We start from the raw sequence: 19,405 nt of genomic DNA, 5'->3' as shown, positions 1-19,405 counted from the left end.
CGGTCGATGTCGTACCGAACCGGGATATTCCCTACTGCGCTTTACTCACCAGTGAGATCACCCTTACCGGCAAGGCCAGAGGCAACGCTAGCGCCATGTGCTGACATTCACCACATCGCCGTGGCTATTGAAGTCTACATACAGCCGCTTATTGTTCTGAAACGTCTGATAAACCGATTCCGAAAGCGCAAGGCTCGTTGCCAGCTCCGTCTGGCCTGCCACATGAGAGGCAGGAACGGCGAGATTCTGGTGTCTATAGCGGTTATAAAAATAGTTCTTTTTGCTGAGCTTACCGTAGGCGCACCAGCTACCGTCATACCGCATAACGGCATATTTACCGGAAAAATGATATTCCTGTTTTTGGTGCGACGTATTATCCGGTGACAGATAATCAATTATGATTTCAGCCATGTTTTCCCGGCTTTTATCCAGGCCTTCTGGACGCCGTCCCCTGATGGCGATTTCTTTTACCTCCCCACGATGATCAAGCAAAAGTTTTCTCAGTCTTTTGGTCACATCCTGTATCGCAGGATTAAAAATATGATCATATTCCGTCAGGGTATCGTTATAGGAAAACGTCCGCGCCAGCCGACAAATCTTCACGTCAGGTTTACGGAGCCCTTCTAATAACAGTGAAGGATGGTAACGCTGGAAGTCCCATATTTCATCGCTTCGATATTGAGACGGTGTTTTCCCGGTCAATTTCTTAAACGCGCGGGCAAAACCCTGTCCACTATGATACTGAAAAATGTGAGCGATTTCGGTGATCGGCAGCGACGTCATCCTTAATAAAGACGCGGCATAGCTCATTCGTCTCCTGAGCATATACTCAGCCAGCGACTGGTGGAATTGGTGTTTAAACCAGATTTCGAGCGTCCTTCTGCTGTAACCCGTTTTTACGACCAGCCGATCGATATGCTCCAGAGATAAAATATTATCTTCAACCCAGTCTATAACGTGTTTGTTAATGATTTCTTTCATGTTTTGACTCTAACTGGATTGTAATACGTAAAATCCACTGAACGGATCATTTTGCGCAAAAACGCCCGCCTCTGGTTGGATGAGGCGAACCGGTCGCTCAGTGATATAATGGACGGATGCCTGTGAAACAGCGTGATAACGCGTTCGCTCACCCCCTTCCATGACATACGTCACGGGCTTTGAGCGAGAAATAGCGTGACACAAGGGGCACTGAGTGGGATATAATTTCGAGCTAATTTCGAATGACTTTGAAATGTTGCCTGTAATGCTATGATTTACAAGGCAAAAAATAAGCAATGAATATAAGGATTAAATCTATGGGTTTTCTTTCCGGTAAGCGCATTCTGGTAACTGGCGTTGCCAGCAAACTGTCCATCGCATACGGCATCGCACAGGCTATGCATCGCGAAGGCGCTGAGCTGGCGTTCACCTACCAGAACGACAAGCTGAAAGGCCGTGTAGAAGAGTTTGCCGCGCAGCTGGGTTCCAGCCTTGTTCTGGAATGCGACGTTGCACAAGACGAAAGCATCGATGGCATGTTTGCTGAACTGGCAAAAGCATGGCCGAAATTCGACGGTTTCGTTCACTCCATCGGCTTCGCTCCTGGCGATCAGCTGGACGGCGACTACGTGAACGCGGTAACCCGTGATGGCTTCAAAATCGCTCACGACATCAGCTCCTACAGCTTCGTGGCAATGGCTAAATCTTGCCGTGCGATGCTGAACCCAGGCGCAGCTCTGCTGACCCTGTCCTATCTGGGCGCAGAACGTGCTATCCCTAACTACAACGTTATGGGTCTGGCTAAAGCGTCTCTGGAAGCAAACGTCCGCTACATGGCGAACGCGATGGGTCCAGAAGGTGTGCGTGTGAACGCTATCTCTGCGGGTCCAATCCGTACCCTGGCAGCTTCCGGTATCAAAGATTTCCGTAAAATGCTGGCGCACTGCGAAGCGGTTACGCCGATTCGTCGTACCGTTACCATTGAAGATGTGGGTAACTCTGCAGCGTTCCTGTGCTCTGACCTTTCCGCGGGTATCTCCGGCGAAGTGGTTCACGTTGACGGCGGCTTCAACATCGCTGCAATGAACGAGCTGGAAATTAAATAAGCTGTGACTCTCTTCCCTCACGGGAAGAGAGTTTTCCTTCCTCCGCCCGACCCCTTCGTTATTCCGTTCAGCTATTTGTTATCACCTAACAATATTTTTCCCCACATCTGCCTTACGCCAGGATATTGATCGCCATTTTGAGATCAAGGAACGCCCATGGAACAACGCCGTTTTTCCGGCAAAGGCCACTGGTACCACGAAACCCAGTCAAACCACGCGCAGACGGATGTTCTGCCTCTGGTGCCCGAAGCCGCTAACGTCGACGATCGTTTTTTGCTCGATTTAGCCCTGCCTGACGAGATTGTCGCCGCCTGTACTGGCTGGCTCACCCCTGCCAGAACCTTATGCCACCTGTTGTTTCCGCTCTCAATCTCCGTTAACCGGCTGCATACGCTCAGCGCCTACGACAGATTGAGTACTGCATTAACGGTCGCGCAGGCCTGTGGCGTCCAACGGTTGTGTAACCACTATGCCGCCCTCCTCGCCCCGCTTCCCGGCCCTGACTCCTCACGCGAAAGTAACCGCCGCCTGGCACAAATCACCCAGTACGCCCGTCAGCTCGCCAGCTCACCTGATGTCATCGATGATAAAGCACAGCAGCAGCTTGATGAGGTGGGCCTGACAACCTACGACATGGTGCTTATTAATCAGATTATCGGCTTTATCGGTTTTCAGGCACGCGTGGTGGCCGTCTTTCAGGCCCTGCTGGGGCATCCTGTACGCTGGCTGCCCGGCCATCATATTCAGCCGCACACGCTGCCAGCTGCTCCTGAGTCCTGGGTGGCGCTTTTACCTGTCGTTGAACTGCGTTATGCCAGCGCGCATCAGCTTGAATCGCTTTCCCGCTGGCAGGCCGAACCCGCCCTTGAAGCGCTGACGCCGGTACTCAGCCATGAGCCCATCCTGCTCGACCTGACGGGTGAGATCCTGGTAAACAGCCATGATGATATTTCTCTTGATTCGCCGGCGCTTTCGGCGGCAATCGACTTGTTGACGCGTTCTCCGGACCGCTTCAGTGCCGCACAGTTCACCCCGCTCACTGAACAAGGACTGCCTGCGGTACGGGCGATAAAACTGCTCACCCGGAGCGCGATGGATGGCTGGCTTGAACGCCTGAAAGTCGCGTTTGGCAAAGGGGAATAACCATACTAATTACCCAAAGACCGCTTGCTGTGACAGTGAGAATCGCGTAAAACTGTCAGCCGCTCAATGGCTACGAAAATAGAACATTATGTTTCAGGACAACCCGCTGCTAGCGCAGCTTAAACAGCAACTGCATTCCCAGACGCCGCGTGCAGAAGGGGTCGTAAAAGCCACGGAAAAGGGCTTTGGCTTCCTTGAAGTTGATGCGCAGAAAAGCTACTTCATTCCGCCACCGCAGATGAAGAAAGTGATGCATGGCGACCGCATTACGGCCGTCATTCATACCGAAAAGGAACGTGAGTCCGCCGAGCCGGAAGAACTGATCGAACCGTTCCTAACCCGCTTCGTGGGCAAGGTCCAGCGAAAAGACGATCGTCTTTCTATCGTGCCGGATCATCCCCTGCTGAAAGATGCCATTCCTTGCCGCGCCGCCCGTGGTGTTGAGCATGATTTCAAAGAAGGTGACTGGGCCGTAGCAGAAATGCGCCGTCATCCTCTGAAAGGCGATCGTGGCTTTTATGCAGAACTGACCCAGTTCATCACCTTTGGCGACGACCATTTCGTGCCATGGTGGGTGACGCTTGCACGCCATAATCTTGAGAAAGAAGCGCCAGACGGCGTAGCGACTGAAATGCAGGACGAAGGCCTGACGCGTCGCGACCTCACTGCCCTGGAGTTTGTCACTATCGACAGCGCCAGCACAGAAGATATGGATGATGCGCTGTATGCGGAAGAGAGCGCTGATGGCAAATTGCATTTGACCGTCGCCATTGCCGATCCCACCGCCTGGATCGTTGAAGGCAGCAAGCTGGACGATATGGCAAAAGTCCGATCGTTCACTAACTACCTGCCGGGCTTCAACATCCCCATGTTGCCGCGCGAACTGTCAGATGACCTCTGCTCACTGCGTCCAAATGAAGTGCGTCCGGTCCTTGCCTGCCGCATGACCATCGCCGCCGATGGCGCGATCGAAGACGATATTGAATTTTTTGCCGCAACCATCGAATCGAAAGCCAAGCTGGCCTACGACAATGTTTCCGACTGGCTTGAGAATACCGGCACCTGGAAACCGGAATCAGACGCGATTGCCGCACAGATCCGCCTGCTGCACCGCATTTGTCTGAACCGCGGCGAGTGGCGTAAAACCCATGCGCTGGTCTTTAAGGATCGTCCGGACTATCGCTTTGTCTTGGGTGAAAAAGGTGAAGTGCTGAATATCGTGGCCGAACCGCGTCGCATTGCGAACCGCATTGTTGAAGAAGCGATGATTTCTGCCAACATTTGTGCCGCTCGCGTCCTGCGTGACAAGCTGGGCTTTGGTATTTACAACGTCCACACCGGTTTTGATCCGGCCAATACCGAAGCGCTGGCGGCCCTGCTGAAGAACCACGATGTGCACGTTGACCCTGAAGAAGTGCTGACGCTGCAGGGCTTCTGTAAGCTGCGCCGCGAGCTGGATGCACAGCCATCCGGTTTCCTCGACAGCCGCATCCGTCGTTTCCAGTCCTTTGCTGAAATCAGCACCGAGCCGGGTCCACACTTTGGCCTCGGCCTGGAAGCCTACGCGACTTGGACGTCACCTATTCGTAAGTATGGCGACATGGTCAACCACCGTCTGCTGAAGGCGATCATTAAGGGTGAGTCCATTGCGCGTCCGCAAAATGACACCACCCTGCAGATGGCCGAACGACGTCGCCTGAACCGTATGGCGGAACGTGACGTGGGAGACTGGCTGTACGCACGCTACCTGCAGGATAAAGCGGGTACAGATACTCGCTTCGCCGCAGAAATCATTGATATCAGCCGGGGCGGTATGCGCGTTCGCCTGGTGGATAACGGCGCCGTCGCCTTTATCCCTGCCCCGTTCCTGCATGCCGTCCGTGACGAACTGGTCTGCAGTCAGGAGAATGGTACTGTGCAAATCAAAGGTGAAACAGTTTACAAAGTCACAGACGTGATTGACGTAAACATCGCTGAAGTTCGCATGGAAACCCGCAGCGTTATCGCGCGCCCGGTCGCCTGATAACCGCTTAAATTGTCGGCCGTTTCCCTTCGGAAAGCGCCGACAATTTTTCTTTTGAACCCCCGCCGCAAAATCATTATTTTTTCGTACTATTTTCAGCGTCTTCCCGCCCAAAATCGCCATAATTATCTACAGTAAAAGAGTGCCGTTATATTCGGTTACGTGAATTTTTATACAATAAATAGCCTTTTTCGCCAGACGCGTTTTTTATAAGAAAACCGGGAAAAAACACGACGTTCATTTTGGGATTGCCGCTGTTTCACAACGGAAAAGTCGACGGCAAATGAATAATTCGTGCGCTAATGAGCAGCTGCGGGAGAAAACATGATGGACGATCTGGAGCAGAATTTGCTGTTTCGTTACATGGGTACGCATAGCCCCTGGTGGCGAATGACAGCTGACAGCAATGCTCTGCACCTTGCCGCCAGCGAAAATGCCGATGTGACTGAGGTGGTGGCGCTGGATGATGAACAAGCCGAACTTATCCGCCAGTTAACCGTCATTACCTCCAGCATCTCCATGACGCTCTCGTTGTACGGCGAAGATGTCCCGGTTCATCTTGTGGGGCGCAAAATAACCCGAAATGAATGGGCCGGCACCGCGTCAGCGTGGAACGATACGCCCTCCGTGGCTCGTGACCTGGCTCAGGGCCTCTCTTTTGCTGAACAGGTTGTCTCTGAAGCCAACTCCGTCATCGTTATTCTCGATCATAACGGCAATATTCAGCGTTTTAACCGGCTGAGTGAAGAATATACCGGTCTGAAAGAACAAGAAGTTATTGGTCAGAACGTGTTCAAGCTGTTTATGAGCCGCAGCGAAGCGGCAGCTTCAAAGCGCAATATCACCGGTTTTTTTCGCAACGGCAGCTCCTACGAGGTCGAACGCTGGATCAAAACGCGTAAAGGGCAACGGCTGTTTTTGTTCAGAAACAAGTTTGTTCATAGCGGCAGCGGCAAAAATGAAATTTTCCTTATCTGTTCCGGCACCGACATTACCGAGGAGCGCCGCGCCCAGGAGCGTCTGCGCGTGCTGGCCAATACCGACACCATTACCGGTTTGCCAAACCGTAACGCGATCCACGAACTGATTTCAGATGCCATCTCCAGCCGCGGTGAAACGCAGGTAGGCGTGGTGTATCTCGACCTGGATAACTTTAAAAAGGTCAACGATGCCTACGGGCATATGTTTGGCGACCAGCTGTTGCAGGCTGTCGCTCTGGCCATTCTGAGCTGTCTGGATGACGGTCAGGTGCTGGCGCGACTCGGCGGTGATGAGTTTATTGTCATGGCCACAGATACCTCTCAGGGCGCTCTGGAAGCCATGGCGTCGCGGATCTTAACCCGTCTGCGCCAGCCGTTCAGAATCGGCCTGATAGAAATTTACACCGGTTGCTCGCTCGGTATCGCCCTCGCCCCGCAGCACGGTAACGACAGGGAAAGCGTCATCCGTAATGCCGATACCGCCATGTACACGGCGAAAGAGAATGGCCGGGGCAAGTTCTGCGTCTTCTCACCCGAGATGAACCAGCGCGTATTTGAATATCTCTGGCTGGATACCAACCTGCGTAAAGCGCTGGATAACGATCAGCTTCTGATTCACTACCAGCCTAAAATTACCTGGCGGGGTGAAATCCGAAGTCTGGAAGCGCTGGTGCGCTGGCAGTCGCCGGAGCGCGGCTTGATCCCGCCACTGGAGTTTATCTCTTATGCCGAGGAGTCGGGATTGATTGTCCCGCTGGGCCGCTGGGTGATGCTTGATGTGGTGCGCCAGGTGGCTAAATGGCGCGACAAGGGGATTAACCTGCGCGTGGCGGTCAACGTCTCTGCACGTCAGCTGGCCGACCAGACCATTTTCAGCGATTTAAAGCAGGCGCTGAAGGATCTGGATTTTGAATACTGCCCTATCGACGTTGAACTCACGGAAAGCTGCCTTATCGAAAACGAAGAGCTGGCGCTCTCTGTGATCCAGCAGTTCAGCAAACTTGGCGCGCAAATTCATCTTGATGATTTCGGCACCGGCTACTCGTCTCTGTCGCAGCTGGCGCGGTTCCCTATCGACGCCATTAAACTCGATCAATCCTTCGTCAGGGATATTCATAAACAATCGATCTCCCAGTCTCTGGTGCGGGCCATCGTCGCGGTGGCACAGGCATTAAACCTGCAGGTCATTGCTGAAGGGGTCGAGAGCGCGAAAGAAGACGCCTTTCTGACCAAGAACGGCGTCAACGAACGGCAGGGCTTTCTCTTCGCTAAGCCGATGCCCGCTGCCGCATTCGAGCGATGGCTAAAGCGATATCAGTCGCGAAAACAACGTTAACTGGCTTTGCGTAACGCCCCATGATGGCGGTTTTGCAGCATCACCAGACGCTCCATATAAGCGATATCTTTTGGCTCGAGGCAAAACGCCGCATCAACCCAGTCTTCCGTGATATCCATCAGTTCACTGCGCGGCAGTTGCAGTACCCGGGTTCGGGCGCGCAACATCGCCCTTACCCCGTTCAGCTTCGGCCGCAGCGTGTCGATGAAGGTTCTGACGGAGACGTAGCTCTGCCCGGGCTCAAACAGCACATCGACCAATCCATGTTGTTCGTACCATTCTGCCGTATGCGACTCCCCCTTGTAGATGAGTTCTTCCGCCAGTTTCATCCCTGCCCGACGTGCGACCAGCGAATATGCCCCCATGCCCGGGAACAGGTTGAAGGCAATTTCCGGGAAGCCCAGACGGGCATCGCGCTGAGAGAGAACAAAATGGTGTGCCAGCGCAGCCTCAAACCCACCGCCTAGCGCACTGCCTTCAACCATCGCCAGAGAGACCGCGCCCGTATCAAACCCCCGCGACGCTGCGTGGACACAGTCGACGCAGGCACGTGCATACGCGCGTAACGCTTCACGCCGTCCATTTTGAATGCACTCTACGAAGAACTGTAAATCGCCTCCCGCATTATACATTTCAGGAACCAGTGACCCGGTTACCCAAAAATCGACCAGATACCCGGACTGGCGAACCAGCCAGGAGAGGTTCATGATCTCCTCAATTAACGCATGATTAAAACAAGGACGAGGTTGCGCCCGCAGCATCATCCAGATGGTGTGCCGCTCTTCCTCGTAGTAGGCTGACAACTGTGTGAAACGTTCAGTATCGGTAAACAGGGTGCAGGTAGGCTGGTTGATAACTGTCATAGTCTAATTCCTCACAGAAAAAGCGCCTTGCGCGCAGTTTTAGACTAATCCACTCATTAAGCCCGCAGCATGTGGGGGAATAAATTTATCACTTTCATTTATGTGATTTAGTTATTGCATTTTTTCCCTTCTCTTTTGATCCCATTTTCTGCATCATTGAAAATATTACCTTTTCGCACCTGGGGTGAGATTATGTCTACTATTGATGCACAAGCTGTAGCACAACGTATTGATACCGTGCTGGATATCCTGGTGGCAGGCGATTATCACTCGGCGATCCGTAATCTGGAGATCCTGAAGTCTGAACTTCTTGCTCAGAAGGGTGCTGAAAACGCGCCTGAGAACGGACAGCCAAAAGCGCCGTGGGAAGTTTGATCCTGCTGTTTCCGAACCTGTTTCGCTTTATTAATTGGATGCTATGAATTCCCGACAACAAATCATTTTGCAGATGGTCATTGACCAGGGACGCGTCAGCGTAGTCGATCTCGCTAAAACCACCGGCGTTTCAGAAGTCACCATCCGCCAGGATCTTAACCTGCTGGAGAAACAGAGCTACCTGCGTCGTGCGCATGGGTATGCGGTCCCGCTCGATAGCGAGGATGTTGAGACGCGCATGATGAACAACTACGCCCTGAAGCGTGAACTGGCGGAGTTTGCCGCGTCTTTAGTCAACAATGGCGAGACGGTGTTTATCGAAAACGGCAGTAGCAATGCCTTACTGGCGCGCACGCTTGCCGAACAGAAAGACGTTACTATCATCACGGTCAGTAGCTATATCGCGCACCTGCTCAAAGAGACCCGCTGCGAGGTGATCCTGCTGGGCGGCATTTACCAGAAAAAAAGCGAAAGCATGGTTGGCCCCCTGACCCGCCAGTATGTTCAGCAGGTCCATTTCAGTAAGGCCTTTATTGGTATTGATGGCTGGCAGCCAGAAACGGGCTTCACCGGCCGCGATATGATGCGTTCGGACGTGGTGAATGCGGTGCTGGAAAAAGAGTGTGAGGCCATTGTGCTGACTGATAGCTCAAAATTTGGCGCCGTTCACCCTTATACCATGGGGCCAGTCTCTCGCTTTAGCCGCGTAATTACCGACGAACGTTTGAGCGATGAGCATCGTATTAAACTGGAAGATGACGGTCTTATCGTCAATATTATTAAAAAGTCGTCCTGAGTCCTTTAAGCGCCCGAATGTCGGGCGCCTATGTCCCTACTGTCTGAGATGATTCCTAACCCTCCTTTAAGAGTTTTTACCTGTTTAACCCGCCTTAAAGTCGTAAAATTAATGTTAGCGATATAACAGGAAGTGACTATCACCTGCGTGATTACGTAACGCCTGCGCGACCAGCTTTCACGGAAAACAGTTTTTAAGTATTCAATTCGTCTATACTTAAAGCGTAGCTCTTTCCGTGAATCGATAATTCAGGAGAAAGTATTATGACCTTAACCAGCAAAAAATTAGCCGCCGCTGTTCTGGCAATCACTGTAGCAATGTCCCTGAGCGCTTGCTCTAACTGGTCTAAACGTGACCGCAACACCGCAATTGGTGCCGGTGCTGGTGCTCTGGGCGGTGCGGTATTAACAGATGGTAGTACGCTGGGTACATTAGGTGGCGCTGCTGTCGGTGGTATTATCGGTCACCAGGTCGGCAAATAATTATTAAATAAGCCTCCACCGGTACTGCGATATTAGAACGCATTTCAGGTCTGACTTACGCACGTAAAAAAAAGAGCCACAGCAAATGCCGTGGCTCATCTATTTTAGCCGCCCGCCAGTTTCACTTTCATGCCTTTGGCTTCGAGCAGGGATTTAATTAAATCACGTTTATCGCCCTGGATTTCGATAATGCCGTCTTTCACGGCACCACCGCAACCACATTTCTTTTTCAGATCGGCGGCCAGCTTAACCAGTTCCGCGTCGTCAAGATCAATGCCGGAGATAAGGCATACGCCCTTACCTTTGCGTCCACTGGTTTGACGCTGGATACGAACAATACCGTCCCCCTTCGGGCGCTCGGCTTTTGCTTTTGGTTCGTCTATGCGCCCACTTTCTGTTGAATAGACCAGACGACTGTTTGAATCAGTCATTATGCCCCCTTTTTCAGTGATGCATTAATCGCTTTGAGCGTCTCTGACGGGTTAGCAGACTGCGTCACAGGACGCCCAATGACCATATAGTCTACCCCTGCCGCCAGCGCCTGTTCAGGCGTCATAATGCGACGCTGATCGCCGGCCTCGCTGCCGGCCGGGCGAATACCTGGGGTAACAAGTTTGAAAGCCTGGCCCAGTTCTGATTTGAAACGCACGGCTTCCTGCGCGGAACAGACGACACCATCAAGCCCGCAATTTTGCGTCAGGCGCGCGAGACGCTCTGCATGCTCGGCAGGTGACAACGTCACGCCGAGATCGCGTAAATCACTCTCATCCATACTGGTCAGCACGGTAACCGCAATCAGCAACGGTGCGTCGCTGCCGAACGGCAGGAGCGCTTCACGGGCTGCGGTCATCATTCTTGCCCCACCCGATGCATGCACATTGACCATCCACACCCCCAGTTCTGCAGCAGCAGCCACGGCGTGCGCGGTGGTATTCGGAATATCGTGGAATTTAAGGTCGAGGAAAACGTCAAAACCGCGCTGTTGCAGGTCGCGTACGATTTGCGGTCCAAACAGCGTGAACATCTCTTTGCCAACTTTCAGACGGCAGTCGCGAGGGTCTATACCGTCGACAAAGGCCAGTGCCGCGTCACGTTTATTGTAATCAAGCGCAACAACAACAGGAGAATCAGTAATTACGCGGGAAGCGGAGGAAGTAACAGACGTCATGACCAGCCCTTTTCGTCTATGGGCGCGCAGCGGCGCGGAACAGATAAACGGCGAGCATTCTACCTGCCAGCGCTGCAAATTGACAGGATCGATTTACTCTCCTGCCTGGCCGGCAAACCGCACGGACTCGATGGGTTCTGAAAAACCATCAGTATGTTGTAACTAAAATAGATCGTTTTTAAAAATTACTGCCCATCAAGGCCTCGGATTGGCTTGATGGTCGACCATGCCCGGCATGAAGGACAGTGCCAGTACAGCGTATACGCCGTAAACCCACACTTCTGGCAACGATAGCGCGGTTTGCTTCGTACCTGCTCGCCTACCATGTCGCGCAGTACCATCAGGCTCTCTTTGGCGCGCCCTTCCTCTGCATCGTTGAGGTGGTAGTCCATCAGCTTATGGAAAACCCGCATGGTCGGATGACGCTGCAGCTGACGCGTAATATAGACCTGCGCGGTATCACTGCCCTCATACTGCTCAACCACGTCCGAGAGCATCAGTTCGGCAGTCGCGCCGGTGTTCTCTTCCACGCAACGACGCAGGAACGCCACCCATTCATCCTGCTTATCCAGTTGTTGATAGCAGGTTTGCAGCATGTCGAGGGTTTCACTGACCAGCTCTTTATCCTGGTCAATAACCCGCAACAGGCTCTCTACAGCTTTGGCATAGTCGCCGTTCGCCATAAAGACGCGCCCCATCATGATGGAGATACGCGCGCTGTTACGGTCAGCGGCTGCACCCTTTTTAAGCAACGCCATGGCTTTGTCCATGTCGTCGTTGCCCATTTGCTGAAGGGCCAGTTCACAGTAGAAGTGGGCTATCTCAACTCGCTGCTTATCTTTGCCCAGCTTCACCAGACGCTCGGCCGTATCAATGGCTTTCTGCCAGTCACTGGTGGCCTGATAAATCTGCAGCAGCTGCTGCAAGGCACTGACGCGGAAATCCGTTTCATCCACCAGCTGCGAGAACATGTCTTCTGCACGGTCGTACAGCCCCGCCGCCATGTAATCACGGCCCAGCTGTTGTACCGCCAGCAGGCGTTGATCGTAGGTCAACGAGGCGCTTTCCATAAGGGTCTGGTGAATACGAATGGCGCGGTCAACCTCGCCGCGCGAGCGGAACAGGTTTCCCAGGGTGAGATGCGCTTCAACGGTGCCCGTATCCTCTTTGAGCATATCGAGGAACAGGTCTACTGCTTTGTCCTGTTGATTGCTCAGGAGGAAGTTCACCCCAGCAACGTAGTCGCGGGAGAGTCGGTTAGCCTCATCCTGTTTTGTTTGTTGCGCACTTCTGCGGCCCATATACCAGCCATAGGCTGCGGCTACAGGCAAAAGCAGAAACAACAACTCCAGCATAGTCGATTATTCCTTGACGACCGGCACACCAGAGCTTTCCGGAATGTCGGACGCAGGCGCAATTTGATGTTCGAGTCGTTTAATTTTACGTTCAGCGCGCGCAAGTGAAACACGAACTTTCAACCAGAAAAGACCGCATACCAGCCAGCCAATCGCAAAGCCCGCGGCGAATAAAACCGCCAGAAGGCTCGATACACGATACTCGCCCTGCGCCAGCAGATAGTTAAACGTCACCTGTTGATCGTTTTGTGCACCCAATGTGACTGAAATGACAAAAATCGCCAATACCAGTAAGAAAATGAGTAAATATTTCACATTACTTCCCGTTATGTGGTTCAAGCGAATAAAGTGTGTTCAACTCACCGCAATCAGCCTTATAAACTACCATTTTAGTGACGGGCGCGAAACGGAAAAAGTGACGCGCCAGTCATGGATTTATGGGCAAAACACGGAATATCAACCGTCAGGCGTCGCTTTGGTCCCTTTCGGCGATCTCTTCTTCCTCGACAGGCGGTGGCGTTAACGGACCGCAGATGCGTTCAGCAAGCCATGTTGCCAGCGTCACAAGCAGCCATGAGATCAGCGTAGCCACCACCAAATCCCGCGGCCAGTGCATCCCCAGCAGCAAACGACTGCCCATCACCCCTGTGGCCCAGACCAGTAAAATCGCGATCGTGACCGTACGTCGCCGTGGCCAAAGCAGCCCTACTCCCAGTAACGCCCAGCTGGCGGCAAACATGGTATGGCCGGAAGGAAAAGCAAACCCGGTCTCTTTTTGCCAGTGTTTACGTAAGAACTTCGGGATATCCTGCTGTTCCGCAAGCTGTTCTTTGACCAGCGCACCACGATCTTTACGTTTTAAATTGTAGAACTCATCCACCGGAACATGGTGCGCTTTTTCCAGCCAGACGACAAAAGGACGCGGCTCCTGGACATGATCTTTAACCCAGGACTTCACGCCCTGACCGATGAGGATCGCCCCACCCAGTATCGCAAAGAGCATCAGCGCCGCACGCAGACGAAAGCGCAAACACCACAGAAACCAGGCGCAAAGGATCACATGCGTGATAATTCCCCACGGCTGGGTGACCGTCTCCGTTATCCAGTATAATGTTTTCAGCCATGTGGCGTTCTGACCCGGCTGCCACATCCAGCCTGAAACCCATACGGCCAGCGGCATAATAAGTAGAATGGCCGCACCTGCTGCCGTACGTCTGGCGATTGAAAGCATGTCTTCTCCTTTTTCGCTAAGCACCACAATCATAACTGAAATTCATCTGTTGGGTGGATATGTCGGATCGTGCGTTTAACGTCCATATAGCATGGCGCCCATTAGGTGAACGTGCTGAGCTTGTGGCAAAATGAACAGATACAGAAAGCCAAACAGGCGAAAGGCACGAAACGTGTCAGCCTACTCTGGAGAATCACATGCAGCTTAAACGTGTGGCAGAAGCCAAACTGCCAACCCCATGGGGCGATTTCCTGATGGTGGGATTTGAAGAACTGGCAACCGGACAGGATCATGTCGCGCTGGTGTTCGGTGACATTTCAGGACAGACGCCGGTACTCTCTCGCGTACATTCGGAGTGTCTGACTGGCGATGCCTTGTTCAGCCTGCGCTGTGATTGCGGTTTCCAGCTTGAAGCAGCCCTTTCTCACATCGCTGAAGAAGGTCGTGGGGTGCTGCTTTATCACCGTCAGGAAGGTCGTAATATTGGCCTGCTGAATAAAATCCGCGCCTACGCGCTGCAGGATCAGGGATACGATACGGTTGAAGCGAACCACCAGCTCGGGTTCGCCGCCGATGAGCGCGACTTTACCCTGTGCGCCGATATGTTCAAGCTTCTTGGGGTAGATGAAGTCCGTCTGCTGACCAATAACCCGAAAAAGGTGGAAATCCTGACCGAAGCGGGGATCAATATCGTCGAACGTGTTCCGCTGATTGTCGGCCGTAACCCGAAAAATGCCCACTATCTTGATACCAAAGCCGCCAAAATGGGTCACCTCCTGAGCGAGTGATCGCGAGATGCCCGGCATCGCCATCGCGAGCCGGGCTGGCTGCGTCAATCCAGCATTTTACGAATCACGTAATGTAATATGCCGTCGTTCTGGTAGTAGGTCAGCTCGGTTGCCGTATCAATGCGACACCGGCATTCAAGCACTTCCGTTTTACCGTCTGCTCGCGTTAACGTCACCGGAACCGTTTTACCCGGCTGCAGGTTTTGCAGACCACTAATATCAATCTGCTCTTCCCCGGTCAGCCCCAGCGTTTTACGGGTGACGCCCTGCGGGAACTCTAGCGGCAGGATCCCCATCCCGATAAGATTCGAACGGTGAATACGCTCGAAAGATTCGGCAATGACCACGCGAACCCCAAGCAGGCGCGGACCTTTCGCTGCCCAGTCTCGACTGGAGCCGGAGCCGTACTCTTTACCGGCAATCACCGCCAGCGGCGTGCCTTCCTGCTGGTATTTAACGGCGGCATCATAAATCGAAACCACTTCCGTGCCAGGTAAATGACGCGTCATGCCCCCTTCCACGCCCGGAACCATTTCGTTGCGGATGCGGATGTTGGCAAACGTCCCGCGCATCATCACTTCGTGGTTACCACGACGCGATCCGTAGGAGTTGAAGTCCCGGCGTTCCACCCCACGGCTTTGCAGATAGCGGCCTGCCGGGCTGTCGGCTTTGATACTGCCCGCCGGCGAGATGTGGTCCGTGGTAACGGAATCGCCCAGCATCGCCAGAATACGCGCCCCGTGGATATCTTTAAGCGGAGAAGGTTCAGCCAGCATGTCATCAAAGAACGGTGACAGACGAATATAGGTCGAATCATCCTGCCAGCCATAGGTATCCGAGCCCACGACGTTAATTGTTTTCCATTCCGGCGTGCCTTCAAACACTTCCGCATATTCTTTGCGGAACATTTCGGTTGAGACCTTTTCAACGGCTCGCGCGATGTCGCGTGAAGACGGCCAGATATCTTTCAGGTAAACAGGCTCGTTCTTGCGATCGTGACCAATCGGGTCTGTCGTGAGATTGATATTCATGTTTCCCGCCAGCGCGTAAGCCACAACCAGCGGCGGCGAGGCCAGCCAGTTGGTTTTCACCAGCGGATGAATACGCCCTTCAAAGTTGCGGTTACCGGAAAGAACCGCACCCACGGTAAGATCGCCCTGCTTGATCGCCGTTTCAATCGGCTCAGGCAGCGGACCGGAGTTACCGATACAGGTAGTACATCCGTAACCCACGAGGTTAAAGCCCAGCTCGTCAAGGTACGGGGTGAGTTTTGCCTGCGCCAGGTAATCTGAAACCACTTTAGAGCCCGGGGCCAACGAAGCCTTAACCCACGGCTGCGGTTTCAGGCCAAGCTCAACGGCTTTTTTGGCCAACAGTCCCGCGGCCATCAAAACGCTTGGGTTCGAGGTGTTGGTACAGGAGGTGATAGCGGCAATAACCACCGCGCCATCCGGAAGTTGATACTGATGTCCGTTCAGGACATAGTCTATTGGACGGTGATCTTTTTTCGCGACATTGACTTCCAGTTCATTGCTGGCGGCAAAAGCTTTCGGCACGTCCGGTAACGCGACCCGATCCTGCGGGCGTTTTGGCCCGGCAAGGCTCGCCTCGACGCTTCCCATATCCAGCTCAAGCGTGCTGGTAAATACCGGCTCATCACCCGGGTTTCGCCACATCCCCTGCGCTTTAGTGTAGGCCTCGACCAGCGCGACCTGCTCTTCACTGCGACCACTCAGGCGCATATATTCCAGCGTGACGTCATCGATGGGGAAGAAGCCACAGGTCGCGCCATATTCCGGCGCCATATTGGCGATCGTGGCGCGATCGGCCAGCGGCAGCGAATCCAGCCCGTCACCGTAGAATTCAACAAATTTACCCACCACGCCATGCTTACGCAGCATCTGGGTGACGGTCAACACCAGGTCGGTGGCGGTAATGCCTTCCGACAGCTTACCGGTGAGTTTGAAGCCCACCACATCAGGAATGAGCATCGACACCGGCTGACCAAGCATAGCCGCTTCCGCTTCAATACCCCCGACGCCCCACCCCAGCACACCGAGGCCGTTAATCATGGTGGTATGTGAATCCGTCCCGACCAGCGTATCCGGATAAGCCACCCACTCTTTATCCTGCAATTCACTCCAGACGGCTTTGCCCAGATATTCGAGGTTAACCTGATGGCAAATACCGGTTCCAGGCGGAACCACGCTAAAGCGGCTGAACGCCTGTTGCCCCCATTTCAGGAAGACATAGCGCTCGTGGTTACGTTCCATCTCCAGACGTACGTTTTCGCCAAAAGCATCATCATCACCGAAGTGGTCAACGGTCACGGAGTGGTCAATCACGAGGTCAACGGGAGAAAGCGGATTCACTTTTGCCGTATCGCCACCGAGGCGCTTAACGGCTTCGCGCATGGCGGCTAAATCAACCACGGCGGGAACACCGGTAAAGTCCTGCATCAGGACCCTCGCCGGGCGATAGGCTATTTCTCTGTCGGCATGGGCACTCTTCAGCCACCCCGCCAGCGCCTGGATATCCTCGAGGGTGACGGAATCGCCATCCTGCCAGCGTAAGAGGTTTTCCAGCAAAACTTTCAAGGACTTGGGTAAACGCGAAATGTCCCCAAGCGTTCTGGCAGCCAGTGGCAGGCTATAGTAATGCCAGGTTTTGTTTTCTGCCTGTAATGTGTCCTTACTGGCTTCGCGTAGGGTTAACGACATAAGCTCCTCCTTAATTACAGAGATGTCCTGACAATCATCAGGGCTGTAATTAAAGATAACACAAAGATGTCGTAACGTTTTGATAACAACCCGAATTGATAAATTTAGGAATGGTCCAGTGAAGTGCGAAAACAAAAAACCCCGCCGCAGCGAGGTTTTGGATTTACAGGAAGGCCAGCCAGATGAGCTGAGACCAGAACAGGATCGACACAGAAAAAACGCCGAGCCATGACCAGTATTTGTGAGACATCATGTTATTCATCATAGGGTACACCAGGCATTATTTTTAAAAAGGCTCCGAGGTTTGCCCTCAGTTCTATATTGCTGATGTGTATTTATTAAAGAGTACAAAGGTGCAGAGTCTTTATTCAGACTATTTGCATCATTACGCAATTAACTAAATTATTGTTTTTTGGGTTCGTCTTCTGCGAACACATCAATAAAGGCTTGCTGCTGTGGCGTCAGTTTCCAGGACGCGGGGACAACGGTCGCAGGTGCTTTGCGTCCTTTGTGACCACTGTCACGATGCTGACACATCTGTTTTACCGTTTCTGTACGTACCGTCACTGCCATATTCAACCCCAATATTTCCAGGCAAGGAGAGCAACCACTACCCAAAACAGGGCGGAGACGAGAAAGACCGCCAGCCAGGCTTTACGCTTGAGCGCAGGATCCCTTTGCGGTTCTTCACTTCCTGAAGGCATTGCTAACCTCATACAATCGATATCGCTTATCATTTAGGACCAAACAATTGGTACAATTAATCATCTGTTGAGATAAATCCTAAAGAAACTTTAGCCGAAAAGCCAGTGAATTTACGCATCAATTGGTGGGAAATATTCAATCTTTTGACCAGAAATAAATAATTGAAAAGAAATATTTGCGTAGCCGTAAATTACTTTCTACTTTTGTCGCCAATTCACGACATTAAAACCATACAGATTAAATGGGTAATGACATTATATGGCAGGGAAAATGTAGATGATGATAATTATGATTTAGCTTTGAGGAGTTAATTCGGTATCTTTCCGTGAGGGAAAGATACCGGGAGTGATTATTTTGCCGGAAGTTTGATGTCTTTAAACATCTCTTCAATATCTTCATTTGAGCGTAATGCAACCGCCGTATCGACCACGTCACGCGTTAAATGCGGGGCAAAGCGTTGAATAAAATCATACATATAGCTGCGCAGGAAGGTGCTGCGACGGAAACCAATTTTGGTCGTGCTGTGGCTGAAAATATCGTGCGCATCAAGACGAACCAAATCCGGGTCTGAAACCGGGTCGACGGCCATGCTGGCAATCACCCCAACGCCCAGGCCAAGCCGCACATAGGTTTTAATGACATCAGCATCCGTGGCGGTAAAGACAATGCGCGGCGTTAATCCCGCCCGGTTAAAGGCCGTATCAAGCTCAGAACGTCCGGTGAAGCCGAAGGTGTATGTCACTAAAGGATATTGCGCCAGCTCTTCAATAGTCACCGCCCCTTTCCCCGCCAGCGGATGATCCGGGGTCACTACGATAGAACGGTTCCAGTGGTAGCACGGTAGCATAACCAGATCGTCATACAGGTGAAGCGCTTCTGTCGCGATGGCAAAGTCCGCGTTGCCCTTTGAAACCGCTTCAGCGATTTGCGTGGGCGAGCCCTGATGCATATGCAAAGAGACGCGCGGATAACGTTCTATAAAGCCCTTAATAACGCCTGGCAGCGCATAACGCGCCTGAGTATGCGTTGTGGCAATATAAAGCGAGCCTTTATCCGGCCAGGTATGTTCACCCGCCACGGACTTAATAGCGTCAACTTTGGAGAGGACTTCCCGGGCAATACGAATGATTTCCTGCCCGGCGGGTGTCACCTGTGTGAGGTGCTTACCGCTGCGAGCGAAAATCTGGATACCTAATTCGTCCTCCAGCATACGAACCTGTTTGCTGATGCCCGGTTGCGAGGTATATAACCCCTCAGCGGTAGAAGAGACGTTGAGGTTGTGATTCACCACCTCAACGATATAACGAAGCTGCTGTAATTTCATGCCAGACCATCCGATTTAGCGCACGCGGT

The 19,405-nt window shown here is 52.7% G+C and carries 20 protein-coding genes; 8 read left to right on the top strand and 12 right to left on the bottom strand.

The window, feature by feature from the left end:
• Nucleotides 1–87: 87 nt before the first annotated feature.
• Nucleotides 88–981, bottom strand: coding sequence for a helix-turn-helix domain-containing protein (locus QE396_RS04795; RefSeq protein WP_020882448.1), 894 nt, complete (start codon nt 979–981; stop codon nt 88–90).
• Nucleotides 982–1,298: 317 nt separating this feature from the next.
• Here QE396_RS04795 and fabI point away from each other — a divergent pair, with 317 nt between their 5' ends.
• From fabI to pdeR, 4 genes are all read left to right on the top strand, one after another.
• Entirely contained in the window at nt 1,299–2,087 is a 789-nt protein-coding gene (fabI, locus tag QE396_RS04790) for an enoyl-ACP reductase FabI (protein ID WP_020882447.1), read from the top strand.
• A gap of 156 nt (nt 2,088–2,243) precedes the next feature.
• Nucleotides 2,244–3,230 carry a CMD domain-containing protein gene (locus QE396_RS04785; protein ID WP_014170359.1) on the top strand — a complete coding sequence of 329 codons (987 nt, stop codon included), beginning with the start codon at nt 2,244–2,246 and terminating at the stop codon, nt 3,228–3,230.
• Between the two features lie 88 nt (nt 3,231–3,318).
• Nucleotides 3,319–5,253 (top strand): exoribonuclease II, encoded by a 1,935-nt coding sequence (locus tag QE396_RS04780; protein WP_020882446.1) that lies wholly within the window; start codon nt 3,319–3,321, stop codon nt 5,251–5,253.
• A gap of 324 nt (nt 5,254–5,577) precedes the next feature.
• Nucleotides 5,578–7,569, top strand: coding sequence for a cyclic di-GMP phosphodiesterase (gene pdeR / locus QE396_RS04775; RefSeq protein ID WP_020882445.1), 1,992 nt, complete (start codon nt 5,578–5,580; stop codon nt 7,567–7,569).
• Here the strand turns inward: pdeR and QE396_RS04770 are convergent.
• Nucleotides 7,566–8,432: a crotonase/enoyl-CoA hydratase family protein gene (locus QE396_RS04770; RefSeq protein WP_014170362.1), complete on the bottom strand. Its 867-nt coding sequence runs from the start codon at nt 8,430–8,432 to the stop codon at nt 7,566–7,568. The two genes, pdeR and QE396_RS04770, sit on opposite strands and share 4 nt — an antisense overlap.
• Nucleotides 8,433–8,624: 192 nt before the next feature.
• Between QE396_RS04770 and QE396_RS04765 the strand changes: the two genes are divergently transcribed.
• From QE396_RS04765 to osmB, 3 genes are all read left to right on the top strand, one after another.
• Nucleotides 8,625–8,807 carry a hypothetical protein gene (locus QE396_RS04765; protein ID WP_025204000.1) on the top strand — a complete coding sequence of 61 codons (183 nt, stop codon included), beginning with the start codon at nt 8,625–8,627 and terminating at the stop codon, nt 8,805–8,807.
• 43 nt (nt 8,808–8,850) lie between these two features.
• Nucleotides 8,851–9,603 (top strand): DNA-binding transcriptional regulator YciT, encoded by a 753-nt coding sequence (locus QE396_RS04760; RefSeq protein ID WP_020882444.1) that lies wholly within the window; start codon nt 8,851–8,853, stop codon nt 9,601–9,603.
• A gap of 263 nt (nt 9,604–9,866) precedes the next feature.
• Nucleotides 9,867–10,085 carry an osmotically-inducible lipoprotein OsmB gene (gene osmB / locus QE396_RS04755; protein ID WP_008501216.1) on the top strand — a complete coding sequence of 73 codons (219 nt, stop codon included), beginning with the start codon at nt 9,867–9,869 and terminating at the stop codon, nt 10,083–10,085.
• Nucleotides 10,086–10,189: 104 nt separating this feature from the next.
• Here osmB and yciH read toward each other — a convergent pair whose 3' ends face one another.
• The 5 genes from yciH to pgpB all read right to left on the bottom strand — a co-directional run bounded on the left by yciH (nt 10,190) and on the right by pgpB (nt 13,839).
• Nucleotides 10,190–10,516, bottom strand: coding sequence for a stress response translation initiation inhibitor YciH (gene yciH / locus QE396_RS04750; protein WP_014170365.1), 327 nt, complete (start codon nt 10,514–10,516; stop codon nt 10,190–10,192).
• Nucleotides 10,516–11,253: an orotidine-5'-phosphate decarboxylase gene (pyrF, locus tag QE396_RS04745; protein ID WP_020882443.1), complete on the bottom strand. Its 738-nt coding sequence runs from the start codon at nt 11,251–11,253 to the stop codon at nt 10,516–10,518. Before pyrF ends, yciH begins: the two co-directional genes overlap by 1 nt.
• Nucleotides 11,254–11,438: 185 nt before the next feature.
• Nucleotides 11,439–12,608, bottom strand: a complete 1,170-nt coding sequence (lapB, locus tag QE396_RS04740; protein WP_014170367.1) for a lipopolysaccharide assembly protein LapB — start codon at nt 12,606–12,608, stop codon at nt 11,439–11,441.
• A 6-nt stretch (nt 12,609–12,614) separates the two neighbouring features.
• Complete coding sequence (locus tag QE396_RS04735) at nt 12,615–12,923, bottom strand: LapA family protein (protein WP_013096374.1); 309 nt, start codon at nt 12,921–12,923, stop codon at nt 12,615–12,617.
• Nucleotides 12,924–13,071: 148 nt separating this feature from the next.
• Nucleotides 13,072–13,839 (bottom strand): phosphatidylglycerophosphatase B, encoded by a 768-nt coding sequence (gene pgpB, locus QE396_RS04730; protein ID WP_020882442.1) that lies wholly within the window; start codon nt 13,837–13,839, stop codon nt 13,072–13,074.
• A gap of 197 nt (nt 13,840–14,036) precedes the next feature.
• Here pgpB and ribA point away from each other — a divergent pair, with 197 nt between their 5' ends.
• Entirely contained in the window at nt 14,037–14,627 is a 591-nt protein-coding gene (ribA, locus tag QE396_RS04725; RefSeq protein WP_003856813.1) for a GTP cyclohydrolase II, read from the top strand.
• A gap of 44 nt (nt 14,628–14,671) precedes the next feature.
• On the opposite strand, the gene acnA is transcribed toward ribA, so the two are convergent.
• The 5 genes from acnA to cysB form a co-directional block, all read right to left on the bottom strand.
• Nucleotides 14,672–17,347: an aconitate hydratase AcnA gene (gene acnA, locus QE396_RS04720; RefSeq protein WP_020882441.1), complete on the bottom strand. Its 2,676-nt coding sequence runs from the start codon at nt 17,345–17,347 to the stop codon at nt 14,672–14,674.
• Nucleotides 17,348–17,510: 163 nt separating this feature from the next.
• Nucleotides 17,511–17,609, bottom strand: a complete 99-nt coding sequence (gene ymiC, locus QE396_RS04715; protein WP_032669830.1) for a small membrane protein YmiC — start codon at nt 17,607–17,609, stop codon at nt 17,511–17,513.
• Between the two features lie 140 nt (nt 17,610–17,749).
• Complete coding sequence (locus tag QE396_RS04710; RefSeq protein ID WP_032669764.1) at nt 17,750–17,920, bottom strand: hypothetical protein; 171 nt, start codon at nt 17,918–17,920, stop codon at nt 17,750–17,752.
• A gap of 2 nt (nt 17,921–17,922) precedes the next feature.
• Entirely contained in the window at nt 17,923–18,063 is a 141-nt protein-coding gene (locus QE396_RS04705; RefSeq protein ID WP_214579162.1) for a YmiA family putative membrane protein, read from the bottom strand.
• 338 nt (nt 18,064–18,401) lie between these two features.
• On the bottom strand, nt 18,402–19,376 hold the full coding sequence (gene cysB / locus QE396_RS04700) for an HTH-type transcriptional regulator CysB (RefSeq protein ID WP_014170373.1): 975 nt from the start codon (nt 19,374–19,376) through the stop codon (nt 18,402–18,404).
• Nucleotides 19,377–19,405: the final 29 nt, after the last annotated feature.

This window comes from Enterobacter sp. SORGH_AS_0287 (genome assembly GCF_031453695.1).
GTDB classification, from domain to species: domain Bacteria; phylum Pseudomonadota; class Gammaproteobacteria; order Enterobacterales; family Enterobacteriaceae; genus Enterobacter; species Enterobacter ludwigii.
The sequence above is the reverse complement of the archived record's forward strand: the minus strand, read 5'-3'. Positions and strand labels throughout refer to the sequence as shown.